This is a genomic window from Kribbella sp. NPDC050241, assembly GCF_044459685.1.
Lineage (GTDB): Bacteria > Actinomycetota > Actinomycetes > Propionibacteriales > Kribbellaceae > Kribbella.
In genome coordinates, this window is record NZ_JBITJE010000002.1 from 1,019,125 (window position 1) to 1,036,175 (window position 17,051).

Here is a 17,051-nt window from a genome sequence, read left to right on the forward strand (position 1 = left end):
GGACGGTCTGTTTACGGCCTCGGCCGTTAAGAGGCGGGCAGCCGGGTGAGCAGGGTCTCGAGCTTCTCCCGAGTGGCGGCGAAGTAGCTGTTCTCCCTGTGCAGGGCCCGATGGAAGGCGGCCAGTTCCTCGGACGAGATGCTGTTCGAGAACGTGCTGATCTCGGTGAGATCGAGCCGCCGGTTGAACAGGTTCACGGTGTCGCGCCACCGGTGCAGCAGGCCGACCAGCTCCGAGTCGCGGTGCAACCCGAGAGCTCCCGAGACGAGCGCGAGGTCCACGGCGGACACCACGAGCCGCGGGTACACCTGCCGGGTCGTCGGCGTCGCCGGCGAGAACCGCTCGTCGTTCAGGAGCCGCGTGTTCTCCTCCAGTTCGTCCGCGACAGCCCGGAGTACTTCGGTACGACGTTCAGCCTCGGCGGTCAGGCGCTCGACGAAGATACCGGTCAGCCCGGCGACCAGGGTCAGCGAGTTCACCGCCGGCTCCCACCGGGAGTTCTCCGGCCAGAAGAACCAGATCACCCCAAGGGAGAACGCGAGGCCCAGCAGTCCGTAGCTCAGTGCGGTGACCGCCGTCCGCCGCGCACTGGCAGAGATCATGTCGACCAGATGTCGTCGGCGAGGGTGGTGACGGCCGGGCCTTCGACGGTGCCCGGAGCGAGCAGCAGCAGATCGAGGCCGAACGGGCTCGGCCGGCGGGTGTGCCGGAAACCGGAGTGCGCGTGCTCCATCGGCGTCAGGTCACAGGCGGCGGTGAGTCGCTTCAGCCGCTCGGTGGAGAACTTGCGGGTGGTGTACAGCAGGATCGTGTCCTCGGGGTCCAGCACCACCTCGGTGTGGTCGGGCAGACCCATCACGATCGGTTCGCCGGTGTTGTTCTGCCAGACGATCTTCACCCGCAGGGCGTCGTCGGTCTCCACCTCACCGCGGAAGTCGATCCGGTCGTTGTCGATCTTCAGGTCGGTGTTGTACCGCAGGGCGCTGGTGACGAACTCGGCGAACGCCCGGGTCTGGTGGTACTCGTCGGCTGCCGCCTTGGCGGCGTCCTGATCCAGGCTGCTCGTGCTGGCCACCTCGAGCAGCAGCCGGTCCTGCGGGCGCAGGCCCCGGGTGATGGTGCGGAGCAGGTCCTCGTCGCTCTCGAAGTTCGCCAGCGTGTTGCCGGTCAGCGTGTACAGCAGCGGGTCCTTGCCGACCAGCCGCGCCAGCATCTGGGCCAGCTCGCTCATGTTGTCGTCGATCGAGAAGTCGAGCTGCACCGGCAGCACCTGCGACATCGGGAAGCGGACGCCGCGGACCGACTCCAGCGTGCCCATCCGGAGCATCTCCGAGCTCATGTCGACCGGGATGTAGTACATGCCCCGGTTCTGCCGGCGCATGTCGCCGAGGATCGTGCGGTCCTTCACACCGGTGCCGACGCCGAGGCTGACCAGATGGAAGCCGCCGTTCTCGACGTGCGGGCGGACCTTGCGCCAGTGCCGCAGGAACGACTCCGCGCCGGCCTTCATCACCAGGTAGAACGGGTCGTTGGTCGCGTTCGCCCACGCGATCGTCGGACCGATACCCCAGTAGGAGAAGCCCGAGGTGATCTGCTTGCCGTCGCCCGTCGTCGAGTACGGTCCGCGCAGGTCGCCGGTCAGCGTGGCCAGCTTGTCGGTCTGGTCCTCGCCGACCAGCAGCAGCGACCAGGCGAAGTCGTCGTCGGCCAGCGCCTGCTCGAGCCTGCGGATGACGGGTACCGGCTCTGTCACGTCTCTGACCCTCCCAAGGTGAGGTGGTCAGGTTATCGGTTGACGACTCCCGGTGCAGTCCGGAAACCGGGGAACGGCGTGGCCGGGGGCAACAGCTTTGCGCGGTCGGTCCTTCGCGTGGTCAGACCGGAGTGACCGTGTCGGCCTCGCGACCCTTCGGCCCGTCGACGATCTGGAAGTCGACCTGCTGACCGTCCTCCAGCGTCTTGTAGCCGTCGGAGACGATCTTGCTCCAGTGGACGAAGACGTCGTCCTGTCCGTCGACGGCAAGGAAGCCATAACCCTTGTCGGCGTTGAACCACTTCACGGTGCCGCGCACCATCGGAACTCCTTGACAACGGGGCCCGCTTCACCCAGGCCCCTCGGGTACTCGCCCCGGCCGAAGCCGATGAGCGGTCCACAAGCCTAACCGAGCCCCCGGCCCCGGGGGGGACGCGGTCAGGGCGAACACGCACCATCCGGCCAGCAAGATGCCACCGGCAACGAACACCATCCGGTTGCCGCGTCGGTCGGCGTACCGTCCCGCGGTGGGGGACCGTCGCGACGGCGGTCGATCGAATTCAGCCGCGGTGGGAGGCGGCGAGGCCGATGACGCCGGCGGCGACGAGCAGGAGGGCCGCGGTCAGGCCGAGGTCGTCGGTCTGCAGGACGCCGTTGTCGGTCAGCATCCAGACGGTGGCGCCGCCGGACAGAATGGTGCCCGCGATGACGCCCGGGACATCCGGCTTCGTCTTCCTCATCCGCGCTCCACTGTGATGCTGCCGACCTTGAGGTCGAGGTCGAGGGTGACCTGCTGCGGCCCGGCCTTGTCGTCGGGTCCCAGGTCCCTGATGTTCAGCTCCGCGTTCCGGCCGCCGTGGTGCTCGTTCAGCCAGGTCACGTCACCCATCTTGGCGGCCAGGTTGCCGTCGATGTCAACGGTCTCGGGCAGTTTCACCACAACCTCGCCGACGCCACCGTGCACCTCTACCTTCGCACCCGGTGCGAAGGTGGCCTTGGTCAGGTCCAGGTGCACCGATCCGGCGTCGAAGGTGTACGACTGCCCGGTCGCCCCGATCTTCTCACCGGTCGGCGCGACGTAGTTGGTGTCGGCGAAGTTGCGCGGCACCTCCGTGAACACGGTGCTGACGATCGCGCCGACGGCGAGCAGGATGCCCAGCGGCAGCAGCGCGACGGTCTTGCCGACGAAGCCACCGACCAGCATGCCGCCGCCCAGCGTGATCAGGCCGATGATCAGCATCGTGGCGGTCGAGGCACCGGCGGCCGCGGCGATCGCGATCGCGATACCGGTCAGCACGACGATGATCGACTTGACCCCGCGCATTCCCTTGGCGGGTGGCTCGGCCTTCGCGGACCGGGCCGGCTCCGACGGCGGTCCGGCCGGCGGCTCGTCGACGTACAGGCCGAGGGGGTCGTCCTCGGTCCACACAGCCTGGACCGGTTCGACGGTGCGGTCCTGGGGTCTCTGTGTGGCCGAGGACGACGGACCCGTCGGGGGAGCTGACGGGCCGTTCTGGGGTGCCATGTACGCCGAGGTGCCGGTCGGCTGCTGGTTCGCCGCAGTGGAGTCCTGCGGACGCGGTGCGGCGGGCTGGCCGCCCTGCCACTGCGTTCCGGGACCGGCCCAGCCTGCGCGCCGGCCACGCCGATCCCTCCGGCGGTGCCGCGCGACCAGCCAGATCACGGCGAGCACGATCAGCGGCCCGGGGACGAACCGGCCGATGTTGAACGACGACATCATCGCGATGGCGACGAACACACAGACGCCGATGATGACAGGCCACAGCCACGGGTGGTCCGGCCGGATCCGGTCGCCGAGCAGGCCCTGGGCCGCGGAGCGCTGGCTGCCCTCGTCGGGCATCAGCACCCAGGCGGCGATGTAGAAGATGATCCCCGGTCCGCTGATGATGAGCACCGCCATCACCACGCGGATCAGCACCGGGTCGATGTTCAGCGCGCGGCCGATCCCGCCGCAGACACCGGCCACCATCCGGTCCGACCGGCTACGCTGCCACGTCTGCACGTCCTGCAGGCGGCTGCGGTCGAACCCACCGGGCCCGCTCGAGTTCTGCTCCATGTCATCGATACTGGCTCGCTCGGCGGCGGTACAACATCGGGGATACCCCCTGAGCACCCCCGGAGTCGCCAGGAGTCGAGCACCGGTTCGGGGTTCTCCCCGAGCCGACCCTGAGCCTGGCGGACCGCCTCTGAGGAGCCGGCCCGGGACAAGCCTGCTGGTGCCGGCCCTTCCGGCGTGTGACGATCGTGGGGATGAGTCATCCAGCCGCAGCCGCGCCGTCGGGCGGGTCCTCCACTTCCGGGACCCCACCCGAGCCGACGCCTGCGCCGGGACAGGGACAGGGACCGGGACAGGGCCAGCAGAACGACGGCCAGTGGCAGTACAAGGGCTGGGGCCCGCAAGGACCTGGACAGTACCAAGGCCCGTACGCCGCCTACGCCGGACAGATCCCGCCGTACGCCGGCCCGCCGTACTCCGGCCAGGGCCCGTACTCCGGTCCCACGGGAGCCGCGTACGCCGGAGCAGGCCAGCAGACCCGCCCGACGCCGGATGCGCCACCGGTACGCCGGGCCTACCGCCGTACCGAGGGACGGATCATCGCCGGTGTGGCCGGTGGGATCGCGGACCACCTCGGCGTGTCGGACACCGTCGTACGCCTCGTGCTCATCGCCACCACTGTGTTCGGTGGGTTCGGCGTCCTGATCTACGCCGCGCTGTGGTTCCTGATGCCGCTGGCGCCCCCGGGGATGCCGGCGGCGCCGGGGCTGGCCGCGCACACCCGAAGCGGACTGCGGTCCGACGAGGCACCGCCCCCGGTCACCGAGGCCAAGGCGCGGCGGCGGGAGAAGAGCAAGAGCCAGGTGACGGCCCTGGTCGCGATCGGTGTCGGGCTGCTGCTGCTGTTGCAGGTGGCCGGGCTCGGAATCGCCGGGAAGATGTTCTGGCCGCTGGTGTTCGCCGTCACCGGTCTGGCGCTGATCTGGCGGCAGGCCGACGAGAGCCAGAAGGCCGCCTGGACCCGGGACTACGGGCGCTTCTCGTTCCTCGGCATCCTGCTCGGCAAGGGCGGCTGGAAGTCGCTGATCCGGATCGGCATCGGCGTCATCCTGCTCGGGACCGCGGTGACCGTGTTCCTGGTGCAGAACGGCCGGCTCTCGATGGTCGGCGACGTACTGATCGCGTTGCTGCTCGCGGTCGTCGGTATCGGCGTCATCGCCGGGCCGTGGGTGCACCGGCTGACCCGTGACCTGAACACCGAGCGGTCCGAGCGGATCCGCTCCCAGGAACGCGCCGACATGGCCGCGCACCTGCACGACTCGGTGCTGCAGACGCTGGCGCTGATCCAGAAGCAGGCGAACGACCCGCGCGCCGTCGCCACCCTGGCGCGGTCGCAGGAGCGTGAACTGCGGTCCTGGCTGTACGACGAGGACGACAAGACCGACCAGACGCTGGCGGGAGCCGCCAAGCGGGCCGCCGCCGAGGTCGAGGATTCGCACGGGGTTCCGGTCGAGGTGGTCACGGTCGGCGACTGCGACATGACCGAAGGGTTGTCGGCGATGGTCCGGGCCGCCCGGGAGTCGATGGTGAACGCGGCCAAGCACTCCGGTGCGGCCAAGATCGACGTGTTCGTCGAGGTGGACGGCGACCGGGCGGAGATGTTCGTCCGGGACCGCGGCAAAGGGTTCGACGTCGACGGCGTGCCGGACGACCGGCTCGGCCTGCGGCACAGTGTGATGGGCAGGATGGAACGGCACGGCGGCCGCGCAACGGTGCGGTCCGATCCGGAGACAGGCACCGAAGTGCGACTGGAGATGGACAGATGAGCAGCAGGCGCGTTGTCGTCGTCGACGATCACGACATGTTCAGGGCCGGGGTGCGCAGCGAGATCGGCACCTCGGTCGACATCGTCGGGGAGGGATCCGACGTCGACACCGCTGTGAAGGCGATCGTCGGGAACGAGCCGGACGTCGTGCTGCTCGACGTCCACCTGCCCGGTGGCGGTGGCACCGAGGTGATGAAGCAGGTGCACCAGCGGCATCCGGAGGTCAAGTTTCTCGCGCTGTCGGTGTCGGACGCGGCCGAGGACGTGATCGGCGTGATCCGGGCCGGCGCCCGCGGATACGTCACGAAGAACATCAGCGGGACCGAACTGGTCGACGCGATCAACCGGGTCGCCGACGGTGACGCGGTCTTCTCACCGCGGCTGGCCGGCTTCGTCCTGGACGCGTTCTCCGGAGCGATCGACATCGCCTCGGTCGACGAGGACCTGGACCGCCTGTCCCAGCGCGAGCGCGAGGTACTGCGCCTGATCGCCCGCGGCTACGCCTACAAGGAAGTCGCCAAGGAGCTCTTCATCTCGGTGAAGACGGTCGAGACGCACGTCTCCTCGGTCCTGCGCAAGCTGCAGTTGTCCAACCGCCATGAGCTGACCCGCTGGGCCACCGACCGCCGCCTGGTCTGATTGCCGCTGGCAACTGCCCTATCGGTTGGCCGACGTGTAGGGGAGGAGCGCCATCTCCCGGGCGTTCTTGATCGCGCGGGCGACCTGCTTCTGCTGCTGCACCGACAGGCCGGTGACGCGGCGGGAGCGGATCTTGCCGCGGTCGGAGATGAACTTGCGCAGCAGCGCCGTGTCCTTGTAGTCGATGTAGGTGATGCCGTCGCGGTCGAGCGGATTCTGCTTCGGCTTGCGCTTGCCGGTCGGGGCCGGACGTCGGGGCATCTGCTGTCCTCCTTTATTTGAATGTCGTTTTCATTTAGCATAACGCAAGGCCTCGCCGGTGGCGGGTTTTGGACAGGGCATTGATTCGCCACCCCGGCGGAGGCGCTACCGGCTTGGTCGCTGTTATACCGTCGACAACTATGGAGCGGAATCTCACAGCCGAACAGCTCGCGCTCTTCGAGAAGGAGTTCGCATCGAACCCGCAGTACCGGGTGATGCAGAACGCCGTCACGCAGACGCCGGTCAATACCATCGCCCTCGACCGCCAGGTCGTCACCTCGATCGACCATTCGGTGTCGAACCTGCTGGACGACTGGAAGGTGACCAACCAGAAGAAGAGCGGCCGTTGCTGGCTGTTCGCCGGACTCAACCTGCTCCGCGTCGGCGCGGCCGGCAAGCTGGGCGTCAAGGACTTCGAGTTCTCGCAGAACTACGTCCTGTTCTGGGACAAGTTCGAGCGCTCGAACTTCTTCCTCGAGGCGATCATCGAGACCGCCGGGCGGGACGCCGACGACCGGACCGTCGCGCACCTGCTGTCCGACCCGATCGGCGACGGCGGCCAGTGGAACATGTTCGTCGCGCTGGTCCGCAAGCACGGCCTGGTGCCGAAGACGGCGATGCCGGAGACCGAGAGCTCGTCGGCGACCGCGCAGATGAACGACATGCTCCGCAAGCTGCTGCGCCAGGGTGCGCGCGACCTGCGGGCGCTGGACGGCCAGGAGGCGCAGCGGGACCGCAAGCAGGAGATCCTGACCACCGTCCACCGGGTGCTGAGCATCCACCTCGGTACGCCGCCGCAGAAGTTCCTCTGGCAGTGGAAGGACAGCGACAAGGGCTTCCACCGTGACGGCTGGACCACGCCGGCCGAGTTCGCCGCGGCGTACGTGCAACTGCCGGTCGACGACTACGTCTGCCTGGTGCACGACCCGCGCGAGTCCAGCCCGGTCGGCAAGACCTTCACGGTCGACTACCTCGGCAACGTCATCGACGCGCCGCCGGTGGTGTACCTGAACGTCGACATCGACCTGATGAAGCAGCTCACCCAGGACGCGATCGTCGGCGGTGAGCCGGTCTGGTTCGGTTGCGACGTCGGCAAGCAGATGAGCGGCGACCTGGGCTTCTGGGACGCCAAGCTGTACGACTACGGCTCCGTCTACGACACCGAGTTCTCGCTCGACAAGGCCGAGCGGCTGGTGCACCACGAGACGCTGATGACGCACGCGATGCTGTTCACCGGTGTCGACGTGGTCGACGGCAAGCCGCGCCGCTGGCGGGTCGAGAACAGCTGGGGCGACGAGAAGGCCGACAGCGGCTTCTGGACCATGAACGACTCGTGGTACGCCGAGCACGTCTTCGAGATCGCGGTCCGCCGCTCCGCCCTGCCGGCCGAGCTGCAGGCGCGTCTCGACGACGAGCCGATCGTGCTCCCGGCCTGGGACCCGATGGGCGCCCTGGCCGACTGAGGTAGGCCGTCAGCTGATGAGCGCCCCCGGCCTCGCCGGGGCGCTCCAGCGTCGGCAGGTGCCCGGCCCACGGCAGGTCGATCCGCTCGACGTTCGGCAGCCGCTCGGCCAGGTACGTCGCGCAGTCCGCGAAGAACTGGAAGTCGTGCGCACCGGTGATCAACCGCACCGGCATGGCCAGCTTGTCCGGCTCGACGGCGTACTCCTCGTTCTCGACGTCACCCGCCGCGAGCTGAAGCTCGTACGCCCGCTTCTGCATCGCCCGGAGCAGTTCCCGCGCGTCGTCGTCCGCGTCCGGCCCGATCCAGCTCCGCACCATCAGGTCCGTGGCGCCGTCGACGTCGCCGGCCTCGATCAGCTCGTTCTCCTCGGCCCACACCGCGCGCAGGTCGTCCGTCGGCTGCACGTCATCCGTCGGTGCACAGAGCAGCACCAGCCGATTGAACCGCCCCGGCTGCCGGCTCGCCGCCTGCTGCACGACGTACCCGCCGTACGACGATCCGATCGCGGCCACCGACTCGGCGCCGACCTCGTCGAGCACCGCGAGCAGATCCCCGGCGTCGGAGTACTTCGCGCCCACCTCGAGCGGAGTCTCGCCGTACCCGCGCAGATCCACCGTGATCACCCGGTGGTCCTGGCGCAGCTCTTCGACCTGCCGCGCCCACATCCGCGCATCCGCCACGCCCGCGTGCACAAACAGCACCGCGGGCCCCTCTCCAACCACCCAATGATTGATCGTCATGCCCGCACCCTGTCTCCTCGCCGACGTGCCCGCAAAGCAATTAGGTCGTGTCGCCCTAGCGCAGCCGGATGACCGTGAAGTCCTCGGCGTAGTGGTTCGGTGGCATGCCCGCGCCGGTGGCGACCTGGGCGAAGTGCGCCCGGATTCCGGTGCGGAGGCCCTCGGGGTCGCGGTGCTGGCTGGTGTGTGACATCAACGCCGCCAGCTTCTGGTCGAAGGTGTCGGTGATGTCGACGTAGTGGTTGATCTCCGGGTGGTCCATCATCCAGAGCTCGTCGACGTCCCAGGCTTCCTCGGCCACGTCCGCGTACGCGTACGGGTTGCCGGCGGCCGGGTAGAACGCCCGGACCGTGGCCTCCGCCGCGGCCAGGTGGTCGGGGTGCGAGACCTGCAGGCGCGACCACACCCGCTCCGGTGACTGGGTGAGCAGGCGCTGTGGACGGACCTGGCGGATCACCCGGCTGATGTCGCGGACCAGCTCGAGTGTCGGCTCGACCGCGCCGTCGGTGTAGCCGAGGAAGTGCAGGTCCCGGACGCCGACGTGCTGCGCGGCGGCGGTCTGCTCGGCCCGTCGTACGGCGGGAATCTCGGCACGGTCCCGATCCGGTTCGAAGCCGCCCGCCTGGCCGTCGGTGACGATGCAGTACTGCACCTCGATGCCGGCCTTGGTCCACAGCGCCACCGTGCCGGCGCCGCCGAAGTCGATGTCGTCCGGATGGGCGACCACCACCAGCACCCGCTCGATCTCGTTGTCCGGACGCGGATTCCCCTCAGGCACGCTCACCTGATCGACCCTAACTTGTCCTGCGCGGCAAGCTGGTTGACAGGGGGAGGTGAAGGCGATGGATTTCGGCGGCGACTGCGAACCGCGCGACGCCGGTCTGGACGCCGATCGGCTGGGTGAGGCGATCCAGCTGGTCCGGAGCCGTCCCGGGGTCGCGCAGCTGTGTGTGGTCAGGGACGGCCGGGTGGCCGTCGACCTGTCGTTCGGCTGTCCACCCGACGCGCTGTTCTGGCTGTTCTCGGCCGGCAAGCCGTACATCGCCGTCGTGATCCACCAGCTGGTCGAGTCCCGGCGTCTCCACCTGGACGATGCGGTGGCGGCGTACTGGCCCGGGTTCGCGCACAACGGCAAGCGCGACATCACGGTCCGCCAGGTGCTGCAGCACCGCTCCGGCCTGACCGTGGGCAAGTCGTACCTCGGAGACGTGCGCTCGATGGCGGACTGGGACCGCTCGCTGGAGCGGATCGAGGAAGCCGGACCCCGCTGGCCGCTCGGCACCGTCGCCTACAGTCCGCTGGCCTTCGGCTTCATCCTCGGCGAGGTCGCACACCGGTGCAGCGGTCTCCCCATCGACGAGCTGGTACGGCGCTTCGTCCTCGAACCACTGGGCGTCACCGACACCTATTTCGGGCTGCCCGCCGACCAGTGGCACCGGCACGTCCCGGTCCGGGTGTCCGGACCGGCCGGTCCGTTCATCCAGTCGGTCCTGAACCGGCGCAGTACCCGTGAGGCCGTCGTACCGGCGGCGGGGATCTCCACCACCGCACGGGATCTGACTGTGTTCTACCGGGCCCTGTTGAACGGCGGAGTCGGTCCGGCCGGGCGGGTGCTGCGGCCCGAGTCACTGGCCGTGGCCGTGGAGCCGACCAGCGAGGGTGAGCTGGACCGGACCGTGCGGGCGCCGATCCGGTGGTCGCAGGGTTTCCAGCTCGGCGGTCCGCGGTTCCTGCCGGACGCCATCTCGTCGCTCGGCACGACGAGCAGCCCGCGTGCGTTCGGGCACAACGGCAGCAACTGCTGTGTCGGCTGGGCGGACCCGGACCGGCGGATCGCTTACGCGTACCTGACCGACCGGCTCGGGCGCCCGAAGGTCGACATGGCTCACCATGCCGCTGTCGCCGACGCGGTCCTCGCCGCCGCTGACCTCACCTCGCGCGGGACCGCAGCCTCAGGCGAAGGCGGCCAGTGACACCCGGTGCTGGATCACCTGGTCGACGATGCCGTACTCCTTGGCCTCCTGGGCCGTCAGCACGTGGTCCCGGTCGGTGTCGTGCCGCAGCCGCTCGATCGATTGACCGGTGTGCTCGGCCAGGATCGACTCCACCTGTCCGCGGACCCGGACCACCTCGTCAGCCTGCAGGATCAGGTCCGGGATGGTGCCCTGACCGCGGGCGGCCGGCTGATGCAGGACCACGCGGGCGTGCGGCAGGAGAGCCCGGCGCCCCTGCTCGCCGGCGGCCAGCAGGACCGCGCCGGCCGCGATCGCCTGCCCGACGCACAATGTCGAGATCGGCGCCTGGATGTACTGCATGGTGTCGTAGATCGCGAGCATCGCGGTCATGTCGCCACCCTCGCAGTTGATGTAGAGGTTGATCTCCTGGTCGGGCTTGTCCGCCTCGAGGTGCAGCAGTTGCGCGATCAGCGCGTTCGCCACGCCCGCGTCGATCGCTGTACCGAGATAGATGATGCGTTCGCTGAGCAGGTGCGAGTAGACGTCCATGATCCGCTCGCCCCGCGGATGCTGAGCGATGACATTGGGAATCGTGTAGGTGCTCATCCACGTCCTCGCTTCGCTCCGGGCGCGGATGAGACACGAGATGCGCTGTGCTTGATGATGAACTCACTCCGTTCGTTCATGCGGCGGCCGCCTTTGCTTGGGGCATGACTTGGTCGAAGGTCTCGACGATGTGGTCGATGAAGCCGTACGTGCGGGCCTGTTCGGCGGTGTACCAGTGGTCGTGCAGCGAGTCCTCGTGCACGGTGTCGAACGACTGCCCGGTGTCCTCGGCGATCAGTGCCAGGACCGTGTCGCGGATGTGCCGCAGGTCGTTGGCCTGGATCTCGATCTCCACCGCGGACCCGCCGATCCCGGCCGAGCCCTGGTGCATCAGGACCCGCGCGTGACGCAGTGCGTAGCGCTTGCCCGGCGTACCGGCCGACAGCAGGAACTGCCCGGCGCTGCAGGCCAGCCCGATCGCCAGCGTCGATACATCGCACGGCACCAGCCGCATCACGTCCCGGATCGCCAGCATCGACGGCACCGAGCCGCCGAGGGAGTGGATCCACAAGGCGATGTCGGTCTTCGGGTCCTCGGCCGCAAGCGTCAGCATCTGGGTCGCCAGCAGCGTCCCGTTGTCGTCGTCGAGCTGCCCGTCCAGGACGACGATCCGCTGCGCGAGCAGCCGTTGCCGCGTGGTCTCGTTGAACAGCGGAGGTTTGTTGTCTTCAGCCATGCCCTCAACACTGACCGGCCGAACCGGCCCACCCCAGTTTTTCTGCTGACGGCAAGTCTGCTCAGAGCAAAGCTGTTCCTGTGGCAGGCTCCTGCGGGTGAATCTGGGCGACAACGCGATCCTGGTGGCCGACGACCTGTCCGATCAGGAACGCCTCCTGCTGGAACTGATGGCCACCCCGTCCGCCACCTTGCTCGGCGCGGTCTCGGACATCCTGCGTACGACGCTGTTCGGCGAGGATCCGGCCGGTTGGGTCGACATGTGGCAGGCGCGCCACAACCTGGCCCGGGTCGAGTGGCTGGACGGCCCCGAGCTCGCCCACGTCGTCGCCCACCTCGCCGCCAAGGACTACGAGGGCACGATCGAAGGCGTCCCCGGCCTGCGCGTCACCTCGTGCGACGACCACACCGCCAAGATGCTGTGGCTGGGCGCTGCCATCCCGGTGGAACTCCACCTGACCCGCCAGCTGTCCTGACCGTCAGCTGAGAATCTTCTCCAACCGGCTCGAGAAGTCGATGGGGACGGTGTGAGCCAGGCCGGGTAAGCGCTCGATCGTGAAGCCGAACGAGGTCAGCCGCACGGCGGCCCCGTCGACCACCTCGAGCAGGTCGTCGTCGGTGCCGATCAGAATCGTTGCCGGAGACAACGTCCCGGCCGAAGTGGCCGGGAGCTCGCGAATGGCGGGAGCCACCAGGACCGCACCGGAGACCTTGACCGGGTGTGCGGTCAGCGCCCAGTCGAGGGCAGCGCGCCCGCCGGCGGAGAAGCCCGCCGCGATCACCGGTACGCCGTTCAGCTCGGCAGGCAACTGGTCGAGCGCTCGGGCGATGTCGTCGGCGGCATGCTCCCGATCGGGCCAGGTCCGGTACATCGGCGACATCCGCTGCGACGACTCCACGCACACCAGCCCGTAGCCGAGCTCGAGCACTCCAGCCCAGTCCTGCGCCGAGTGCGTCGCCCGCAGTCCCGCACCGTGCAACGCCACCACCACACCAACAGCCGGCCCGGCGGGCAGCACGACGAGAGGAGGTAGCGGGTCGTCCGCGACCCGCTCACTCGACACCGCGACCAACTCCTGGAACTCAGGTCGCTCCTGAAGCGCGGTCAGATCGTCGTCATCGGTCAGGATCGACGGCTGCCACCATGCCCCTGCGGCGCTCGCCGCCTGGAGAGTCCGCAGTGCCGAGTCCGCATCTCCGGAAGCGCCGTACAGACAGGCTTTGAGGTGGGCCAGCTCTGCGGTCCACTCGTCCAGTCCGCCGCTCTCGGCCTCCATCAGGCCGAGCGCCGTACTGAACTGCTCGTCGTTGTAGAGCACCTCGACCTGATCGACCAGTGCGGTGTACCGGGCTTCAGCGCTCTGCATCAGGAGTCCTCCGGGCGGACGGCGCGGCCGAGGATGTGCGGGGCGGCCGGGTTGGAACCTGTGGGCGGGAACTTGAAGTGGTCGAGCTCGGTGATGGTGAAGCCTGCGGTGGCGATGGCGGCAGCCGTGTCCCGATGCAGATGGCAGCCGCCCGACACCCGCGGATAGATGGTCGCGTCGAGGACCTTCTGGACGGTCTCCATCCGGCCGGGTGCGGCGGCGACGTGCTCGTAGAAGCGGAGTTCGCCGCCCGGACGCAGCGCGCGGAAGGCCTCCGCCAGCGCGACCGCCTGGTCCGGGACCGAGCACAACACCAGCGAAGTCACCACGGCGTCGACCGAACCGTCCGCGAGCGGCAGGCGTTCCGCCGTACCGTTCACGACCTCGACGCGGACGCGTGCGAGCGCGGCCTGCCGTTCGGCTTTCGAGCGCAGATACGGCTCCGGCTCGACGGCGATCACGCGCGTCACCTCGGCCGGGTAGTGGGCGAAGTTCCCGCCGTCGCCCGCACCGATCTCGACGATCTCGCCGGCCAGTCCGTCCAGCAGGCGCTTGCGGTGCCCCGCCACGCCGTGCTCGTCGAGGCCCGGACGGACGCGCGCGTAGATCCGCGCGAACACCGGATGCGACCCCCGCTCACTCATCGATGCCACCCAAGGCCCATCCGTGGGGTGCTGTCAACCACAACGCCGACACCCGATTCGAACCGGCGTTCGGTAACTGTCGGCGGGAGCGCCTAAGGTGTTGGTGATGACTACGCTGTTCTCGCCTGATGAGCTGCCGGTGCCGCTGGAGGAGCCCACGACGCACCGGACCGATCCGGAGGCGCTGCTCGAGGGGCTCAATCCGCAGCAGCGTGCCGCCGTCGTGCATGGCGGCAAGCCACTGCTGGTGGTCGCCGGTGCCGGCTCGGGCAAGACCCGGGTGCTGACCCGGCGGATCGCCTACCTGCTGGCGGCCCGCGACGCGCACCCCGGGTCCATCCTGGCGATCACGTTCACCAACAAGGCCGCCGCCGAGATGCGCGAGCGGGTGGTGGACCTGGTCGGTCCGCGGGCGAAGCTGATGTGGGTCTCGACGTTCCACTCGTCCTGCGTGCGGATCCTGCGCCGCGACATCAAGCGGTTCGGCATCAACTCGACGTTCTCGATCTACGACGACACCGACTCGCGCCGGCTGATGACGCTGGTCTGCCGCGAGCTCGACCTGGACGTGAAGCGGTACAACCCGCGCGCCGTGCTGAACTGGATCAGCACCCAGAAGAACGAGTTGATCGACCACGAGACCGCCGCGGCGAAGACCTCCAACCATCTGGAGGAGACCTACGCCGAGTGCTACCGGATCTACCAGGAGCGGCTGGCCCAGGCGAACGCGCTGGACTTCGACGACCTGCTGATGACCACGGTCAACCTCCTGCAGGCCTTCCCGGAGGTCCGGGAGTACTACCGCCGCCGGTTCCGCCACGTCCTCGTCGACGAGTACCAGGACACCAACCACGCGCAGTACACGCTGATCCGCGAGCTCTGTGGCGAGGACGAGCCGGGCCGGATGGGCCCGACCGCGCCGCCGGCGGAGCTGATGGTGGTCGGCGACGCGGACCAGTCGATCTACGCGTTCCGTGGCGCGACGATCCGCAACATCCTCGCCTTCGAGGAGGACTTCACCAACGCCGAGACGATCCTGCTGGAGCAGAACTACCGCTCCACCCAGACGATCCTGTCCGCGGCGAACGCGGTGATCAGCCGCAACGAGGGCCGCAAGGCGAAGAACCTGTGGTCCGACCAGGGCCAGGGCGAGCAGATCGCGGTGTACGTCGCCGACAACGAGCACGACGAGGCACAGTTCGTCGCCGACGAGATCGACCGGCTCACCGACGCCGACGGGGTGAAGCCGTCCGACGTGGCGGTGTTCTACCGGACCAACGCACAGTCCCGGGTCTTCGAAGAGGTCTTCATCCGCACCGGCCATCCGTACAAGGTGGTCGGCGGCGTCCGGTTCTACGAGCGCAAGGAGGTCCGCGACGCGCTCGCGTACCTGCGCGTGCTGGTGAACCCGGAGGACACCGTCTCGCTGCGCCGGATCATGAACGTGCCCAAGCGCGGCATCGGCGACCGGGCCGAGGCGGCGATCGAGTCGCTGGCGGCGCGGGACCGGACCTCGTTCGCGCAGGCGATGCGCCGGGCCCACGACGCGCCGGCGATGGCTTCCCGGTCCGTGAACGCTGTGCAGGCCTTCGTCGACATCCTCGATGAGCTGACCGCGATGGTCGACTCGGGCGCACCGCCGGACGACATCCTGGACGTCGCACTGCACCGCTCCGGGTACTACGAGGAGCTGCAGAAGTCGACGGATCCGCAGGACGAGACCCGGCTGGAGAACCTGGACGAGTTCATCTCGGTGGCCCGTGAGTTCGTCGAGGAGCGCACCGCTGCCGGCGAGGCGGCCGACCTGCAGGCGTTCCTGGAGCGGGTCGCCCTGGTCGCCGACGCGGACCAGATCCCGGACGCGGCCGACGACGGTGGCGTGGTCACGCTGATGACCCTGCACACCGCGAAGGGCCTGGAGTTCCCGGTGGTGTTCCTGACCGGCATGGAGGACGGCGTCTTCCCGCACTCCCGGTCGCTGACCGACATGAAAGAGCTTGAGGAGGAGCGCCGGCTCGCGTACGTCGGCATCACCCGGGCCCGCCAGCGACTGGCGATCTCCCGCGCCGCGGTCCGTTCGGCGTACGGCGCGCCGCAGCACAACCCGCCGTCGCGGTTCCTGGAGGAGATCCCGGCCGAACTGCTCGACTGGCGCCGGGACGAGTCGGCCATCACCCGCTGGTCCGGCACCGGTACGTCGACCGGCAGCGGCATCCCCAGCCGCTACGAGCCGGCCCGTCGTACCGCGTCCGACAAGCCCGTGATCAGCCTGAACCCGGGGGACCGGGTGGTTCACGACACCTTCGGGATGGGCACCGTCGTGGTGGTCCGCGGCGACGGCCAGCAGGCGCAGGCAGACATCGACTTCGGGTCCGAAGGTGTCAAGCGCCTCCTGCTGCGCTACGCGCCGGTAGAGAAGATCTAAAGACGCCCCGGGCATATCCCCGTCAAGCTTTTGGACGTTTACATTGCGTCCCAGCCGGAGATTGAGACAATCAAGGCTTCTTCGGCCCCCTCCCGGAAGCGTCCTCCCATGTCCAAGTCGTCGGCTGGCAGCAACCGCCGGATCATCCTGGCGGGGGCCAACCCTGGGCTGCGGCTGTTCGACGAGAACGGCAAGGTGACCGCGTACGCCTCGATCTGGATGGTCGACTGGTCCATCCGCGGTTCCGGTACGGCAGTCGTGCTCTGGTTCGACGGCATCGTCCGGGTGGTGTCGGAGGACGTCGATCTGGCCTCCTGGCTGGAGCGGTACTTCGTTCGCTCGTTCATCGAGGTGCAGGGCCTGCCGTGGCACGAGCCGGCGGTCGAGCGCGACCTGGTCCAGGTGTCGATGAACCTCGCCGACGGCCTCAGCGCCAAGGCGGCCGACATCCAGATCGAGATGGGCGGCGTACTGGACCGGCGGCTGTTCGCCACCGACGACTTCCCGCTCGCCGAGGGCAGCCACAGCCTGAGCCTGGTGATCGCCCCGGTCCGCTCGGCGACGGTCTCGATCGGCGGCGCGTCCGTTCCCGGCTTCGTCCAGGTCGACGGCTCGCCCGACAAGCCCGGCTCGTCCGCGTTCCTCACCACCGCCGAGGTCTGGCAGCGCTGAACCCTGC

At 68.8% G+C, this 17,051-nt stretch carries 18 protein-coding genes and 1 pseudogene; 7 read left to right on the top strand and 12 right to left on the bottom strand.

What is annotated here, in order from left to right:
* Positions 1 to 26: 26 nt before the first annotated feature.
* From ACIBG5_RS12755 to ACIBG5_RS12775, 5 genes are all read right to left on the bottom strand, one after another.
* The gene (locus tag ACIBG5_RS12755) at positions 27 to 602 is read right to left on the bottom strand and encodes a hypothetical protein (protein ID WP_396391692.1); all 576 of its coding nucleotides are present in this window, start codon (positions 600 to 602) and stop codon (positions 27 to 29) included.
* A complete protein-coding gene (locus ACIBG5_RS12760) occupies positions 599 to 1,753 on the bottom strand; it encodes an L-histidine N(alpha)-methyltransferase (RefSeq protein WP_396391693.1) in 1,155 nt (384 codons plus the stop codon). The genes ACIBG5_RS12755 and ACIBG5_RS12760 overlap by 4 nt, the downstream gene beginning before the upstream one ends.
* Before the next feature lie 121 nt (positions 1,754 to 1,874).
* Positions 1,875 to 2,075 (bottom strand): cold-shock protein, encoded by a 201-nt coding sequence (locus tag ACIBG5_RS12765; protein ID WP_131352941.1) that lies wholly within the window; start codon positions 2,073 to 2,075, stop codon positions 1,875 to 1,877.
* Positions 2,076 to 2,313: 238 nt separating this feature from the next.
* Positions 2,314 to 2,493 (bottom strand): hypothetical protein, encoded by a 180-nt coding sequence (locus tag ACIBG5_RS12770; RefSeq protein ID WP_131352940.1) that lies wholly within the window; start codon positions 2,491 to 2,493, stop codon positions 2,314 to 2,316.
* Positions 2,490 to 3,830, bottom strand: coding sequence for a PspC domain-containing protein (locus ACIBG5_RS12775; RefSeq protein ID WP_396391694.1), 1,341 nt, complete (start codon positions 3,828 to 3,830; stop codon positions 2,490 to 2,492). Before ACIBG5_RS12775 ends, ACIBG5_RS12770 begins: the two co-directional genes overlap by 4 nt.
* 194 nt (positions 3,831 to 4,024) lie before the next feature.
* On the opposite strand from ACIBG5_RS12775, the gene ACIBG5_RS12780 reads away from it, so the two are divergent.
* Both ACIBG5_RS12780 and ACIBG5_RS12785 read left to right on the top strand, forming a co-directional pair.
* A complete protein-coding gene (locus tag ACIBG5_RS12780) occupies positions 4,025 to 5,596 on the top strand; it encodes a PspC domain-containing protein (protein ID WP_396391695.1) in 1,572 nt (523 codons plus the stop codon).
* Positions 5,593 to 6,234: a response regulator gene (locus ACIBG5_RS12785; protein ID WP_396391696.1), complete on the top strand. Its 642-nt coding sequence runs from the start codon at positions 5,593 to 5,595 to the stop codon at positions 6,232 to 6,234. The genes ACIBG5_RS12780 and ACIBG5_RS12785 overlap by 4 nt, the downstream gene beginning before the upstream one ends.
* Before the next feature lie 18 nt (positions 6,235 to 6,252).
* On the opposite strand, the gene rpsR is transcribed toward ACIBG5_RS12785, so the two are convergent.
* On the bottom strand, positions 6,253 to 6,495 hold the full coding sequence (rpsR, locus tag ACIBG5_RS12790) for a 30S ribosomal protein S18 (protein WP_131352936.1): 243 nt from the start codon (positions 6,493 to 6,495) through the stop codon (positions 6,253 to 6,255).
* A gap of 140 nt (positions 6,496 to 6,635) precedes the next feature.
* Between rpsR and ACIBG5_RS12795 the strand changes: the two genes are divergently transcribed.
* Positions 6,636 to 7,958, top strand: a complete 1,323-nt coding sequence (locus tag ACIBG5_RS12795) for an aminopeptidase C (protein WP_396391697.1) — start codon at positions 6,636 to 6,638, stop codon at positions 7,956 to 7,958.
* Between the two features lie 43 nt (positions 7,959 to 8,001).
* Here the strand turns inward: ACIBG5_RS12795 and ACIBG5_RS12800 are convergent.
* Together ACIBG5_RS12800 and ACIBG5_RS12805 are read right to left on the bottom strand one after the other, a co-directional pair.
* Positions 8,002 to 8,700: pseudogene (locus ACIBG5_RS12800) on the bottom strand (alpha/beta fold hydrolase); the annotation flags it as partial.
* A 55-nt stretch (positions 8,701 to 8,755) separates the two neighbouring features.
* Entirely contained in the window at positions 8,756 to 9,484 is a 729-nt protein-coding gene (locus ACIBG5_RS12805; RefSeq protein WP_396391698.1) for a PIG-L deacetylase family protein, read from the bottom strand.
* A gap of 58 nt (positions 9,485 to 9,542) precedes the next feature.
* On the opposite strand from ACIBG5_RS12805, the gene ACIBG5_RS12810 reads away from it, so the two are divergent.
* Positions 9,543 to 10,673 (top strand): serine hydrolase domain-containing protein, encoded by a 1,131-nt coding sequence (locus ACIBG5_RS12810; RefSeq protein ID WP_396391699.1) that lies wholly within the window; start codon positions 9,543 to 9,545, stop codon positions 10,671 to 10,673.
* On the opposite strand, the gene ACIBG5_RS12815 is transcribed toward ACIBG5_RS12810, so the two are convergent.
* On the bottom strand, positions 10,653 to 11,261 hold the full coding sequence (locus tag ACIBG5_RS12815; RefSeq protein WP_393392748.1) for a ClpP family protease: 609 nt from the start codon (positions 11,259 to 11,261) through the stop codon (positions 10,653 to 10,655). The two genes, ACIBG5_RS12810 and ACIBG5_RS12815, sit on opposite strands and share 21 nt — an antisense overlap.
* A 76-nt stretch (positions 11,262 to 11,337) precedes the next feature.
* On the bottom strand, positions 11,338 to 11,937 hold the full coding sequence (locus tag ACIBG5_RS12820) for a ClpP family protease (RefSeq protein WP_396391700.1): 600 nt from the start codon (positions 11,935 to 11,937) through the stop codon (positions 11,338 to 11,340).
* Between the two features lie 97 nt (positions 11,938 to 12,034).
* Between ACIBG5_RS12820 and ACIBG5_RS12825 the strand changes: the two genes are divergently transcribed.
* Positions 12,035 to 12,412 (top strand): hypothetical protein, encoded by a 378-nt coding sequence (locus ACIBG5_RS12825; RefSeq protein ID WP_396391701.1) that lies wholly within the window; start codon positions 12,035 to 12,037, stop codon positions 12,410 to 12,412.
* A gap of 3 nt (positions 12,413 to 12,415) precedes the next feature.
* Here ACIBG5_RS12825 and ACIBG5_RS12830 read toward each other — a convergent pair whose 3' ends face one another.
* Both ACIBG5_RS12830 and ACIBG5_RS12835 read right to left on the bottom strand, forming a co-directional pair.
* Positions 12,416 to 13,303: an alpha/beta hydrolase gene (locus tag ACIBG5_RS12830; RefSeq protein WP_396391702.1), complete on the bottom strand. Its 888-nt coding sequence runs from the start codon at positions 13,301 to 13,303 to the stop codon at positions 12,416 to 12,418.
* On the bottom strand, positions 13,303 to 13,947 hold the full coding sequence (locus tag ACIBG5_RS12835) for a class I SAM-dependent methyltransferase (RefSeq protein ID WP_396391703.1): 645 nt from the start codon (positions 13,945 to 13,947) through the stop codon (positions 13,303 to 13,305). Before ACIBG5_RS12835 ends, ACIBG5_RS12830 begins: the two co-directional genes overlap by 1 nt.
* A 106-nt stretch (positions 13,948 to 14,053) precedes the next feature.
* Between ACIBG5_RS12835 and pcrA the strand changes: the two genes are divergently transcribed.
* Together pcrA and ACIBG5_RS12845 are read left to right on the top strand one after the other, a co-directional pair.
* Entirely contained in the window at positions 14,054 to 16,372 is a 2,319-nt protein-coding gene (gene pcrA / locus ACIBG5_RS12840; RefSeq protein ID WP_396391704.1) for a DNA helicase PcrA, read from the top strand.
* A 108-nt stretch (positions 16,373 to 16,480) separates the two neighbouring features.
* Entirely contained in the window at positions 16,481 to 17,044 is a 564-nt protein-coding gene (locus ACIBG5_RS12845) for a hypothetical protein (protein WP_360451303.1), read from the top strand.
* The last annotated feature ends 7 nt before the right edge of the window (positions 17,045 to 17,051 follow it).

Excerpts from the sequence above, each read along its gene's own strand:
- ACIBG5_RS12815 (WP_393392748.1), bottom strand. The coding sequence starts at position 11,261 with ATGAGCACCTACACGATTCCCAATGTCATCGCTCAGCATCCGCGGGGC.
- ACIBG5_RS12780 (WP_396391695.1), top strand. The coding sequence starts at position 4,025 with ATGAGTCATCCAGCCGCAGCCGCGCCGTCGGGCGGGTCCTCCACTTCC.
- ACIBG5_RS12810 (WP_396391699.1), top strand. The coding sequence starts at position 9,543 with ATGGATTTCGGCGGCGACTGCGAACCGCGCGACGCCGGTCTGGACGCC.
- ACIBG5_RS12820 (WP_396391700.1), bottom strand. The coding sequence starts at position 11,937 with ATGGCTGAAGACAACAAACCTCCGCTGTTCAACGAGACCACGCGGCAA.
- ACIBG5_RS12835 (WP_396391703.1), bottom strand. The coding sequence starts at position 13,947 with ATGAGTGAGCGGGGGTCGCATCCGGTGTTCGCGCGGATCTACGCGCGC.
- ACIBG5_RS12775 (WP_396391694.1), bottom strand. The coding sequence starts at position 3,830 with ATGGAGCAGAACTCGAGCGGGCCCGGTGGGTTCGACCGCAGCCGCCTG.
- pcrA (WP_396391704.1), top strand. The coding sequence starts at position 14,054 with ATGACTACGCTGTTCTCGCCTGATGAGCTGCCGGTGCCGCTGGAGGAG.
- ACIBG5_RS12765 (WP_131352941.1), bottom strand. The coding sequence starts at position 2,075 with ATGGTGCGCGGCACCGTGAAGTGGTTCAACGCCGACAAGGGTTATGGC.
- ACIBG5_RS12755 (WP_396391692.1), bottom strand. The coding sequence starts at position 602 with ATGATCTCTGCCAGTGCGCGGCGGACGGCGGTCACCGCACTGAGCTAC.
- ACIBG5_RS12845 (WP_360451303.1), top strand. The coding sequence starts at position 16,481 with ATGTCCAAGTCGTCGGCTGGCAGCAACCGCCGGATCATCCTGGCGGGG.
- ACIBG5_RS12830 (WP_396391702.1), bottom strand. The coding sequence starts at position 13,303 with ATGCAGAGCGCTGAAGCCCGGTACACCGCACTGGTCGATCAGGTCGAG.
- ACIBG5_RS12785 (WP_396391696.1), top strand. The coding sequence starts at position 5,593 with ATGAGCAGCAGGCGCGTTGTCGTCGTCGACGATCACGACATGTTCAGG.
- ACIBG5_RS12795 (WP_396391697.1), top strand. The coding sequence starts at position 6,636 with ATGGAGCGGAATCTCACAGCCGAACAGCTCGCGCTCTTCGAGAAGGAG.
- rpsR (WP_131352936.1), bottom strand. The coding sequence starts at position 6,495 with ATGCCCCGACGTCCGGCCCCGACCGGCAAGCGCAAGCCGAAGCAGAAT.
- ACIBG5_RS12770 (WP_131352940.1), bottom strand. The coding sequence starts at position 2,493 with ATGAGGAAGACGAAGCCGGATGTCCCGGGCGTCATCGCGGGCACCATT.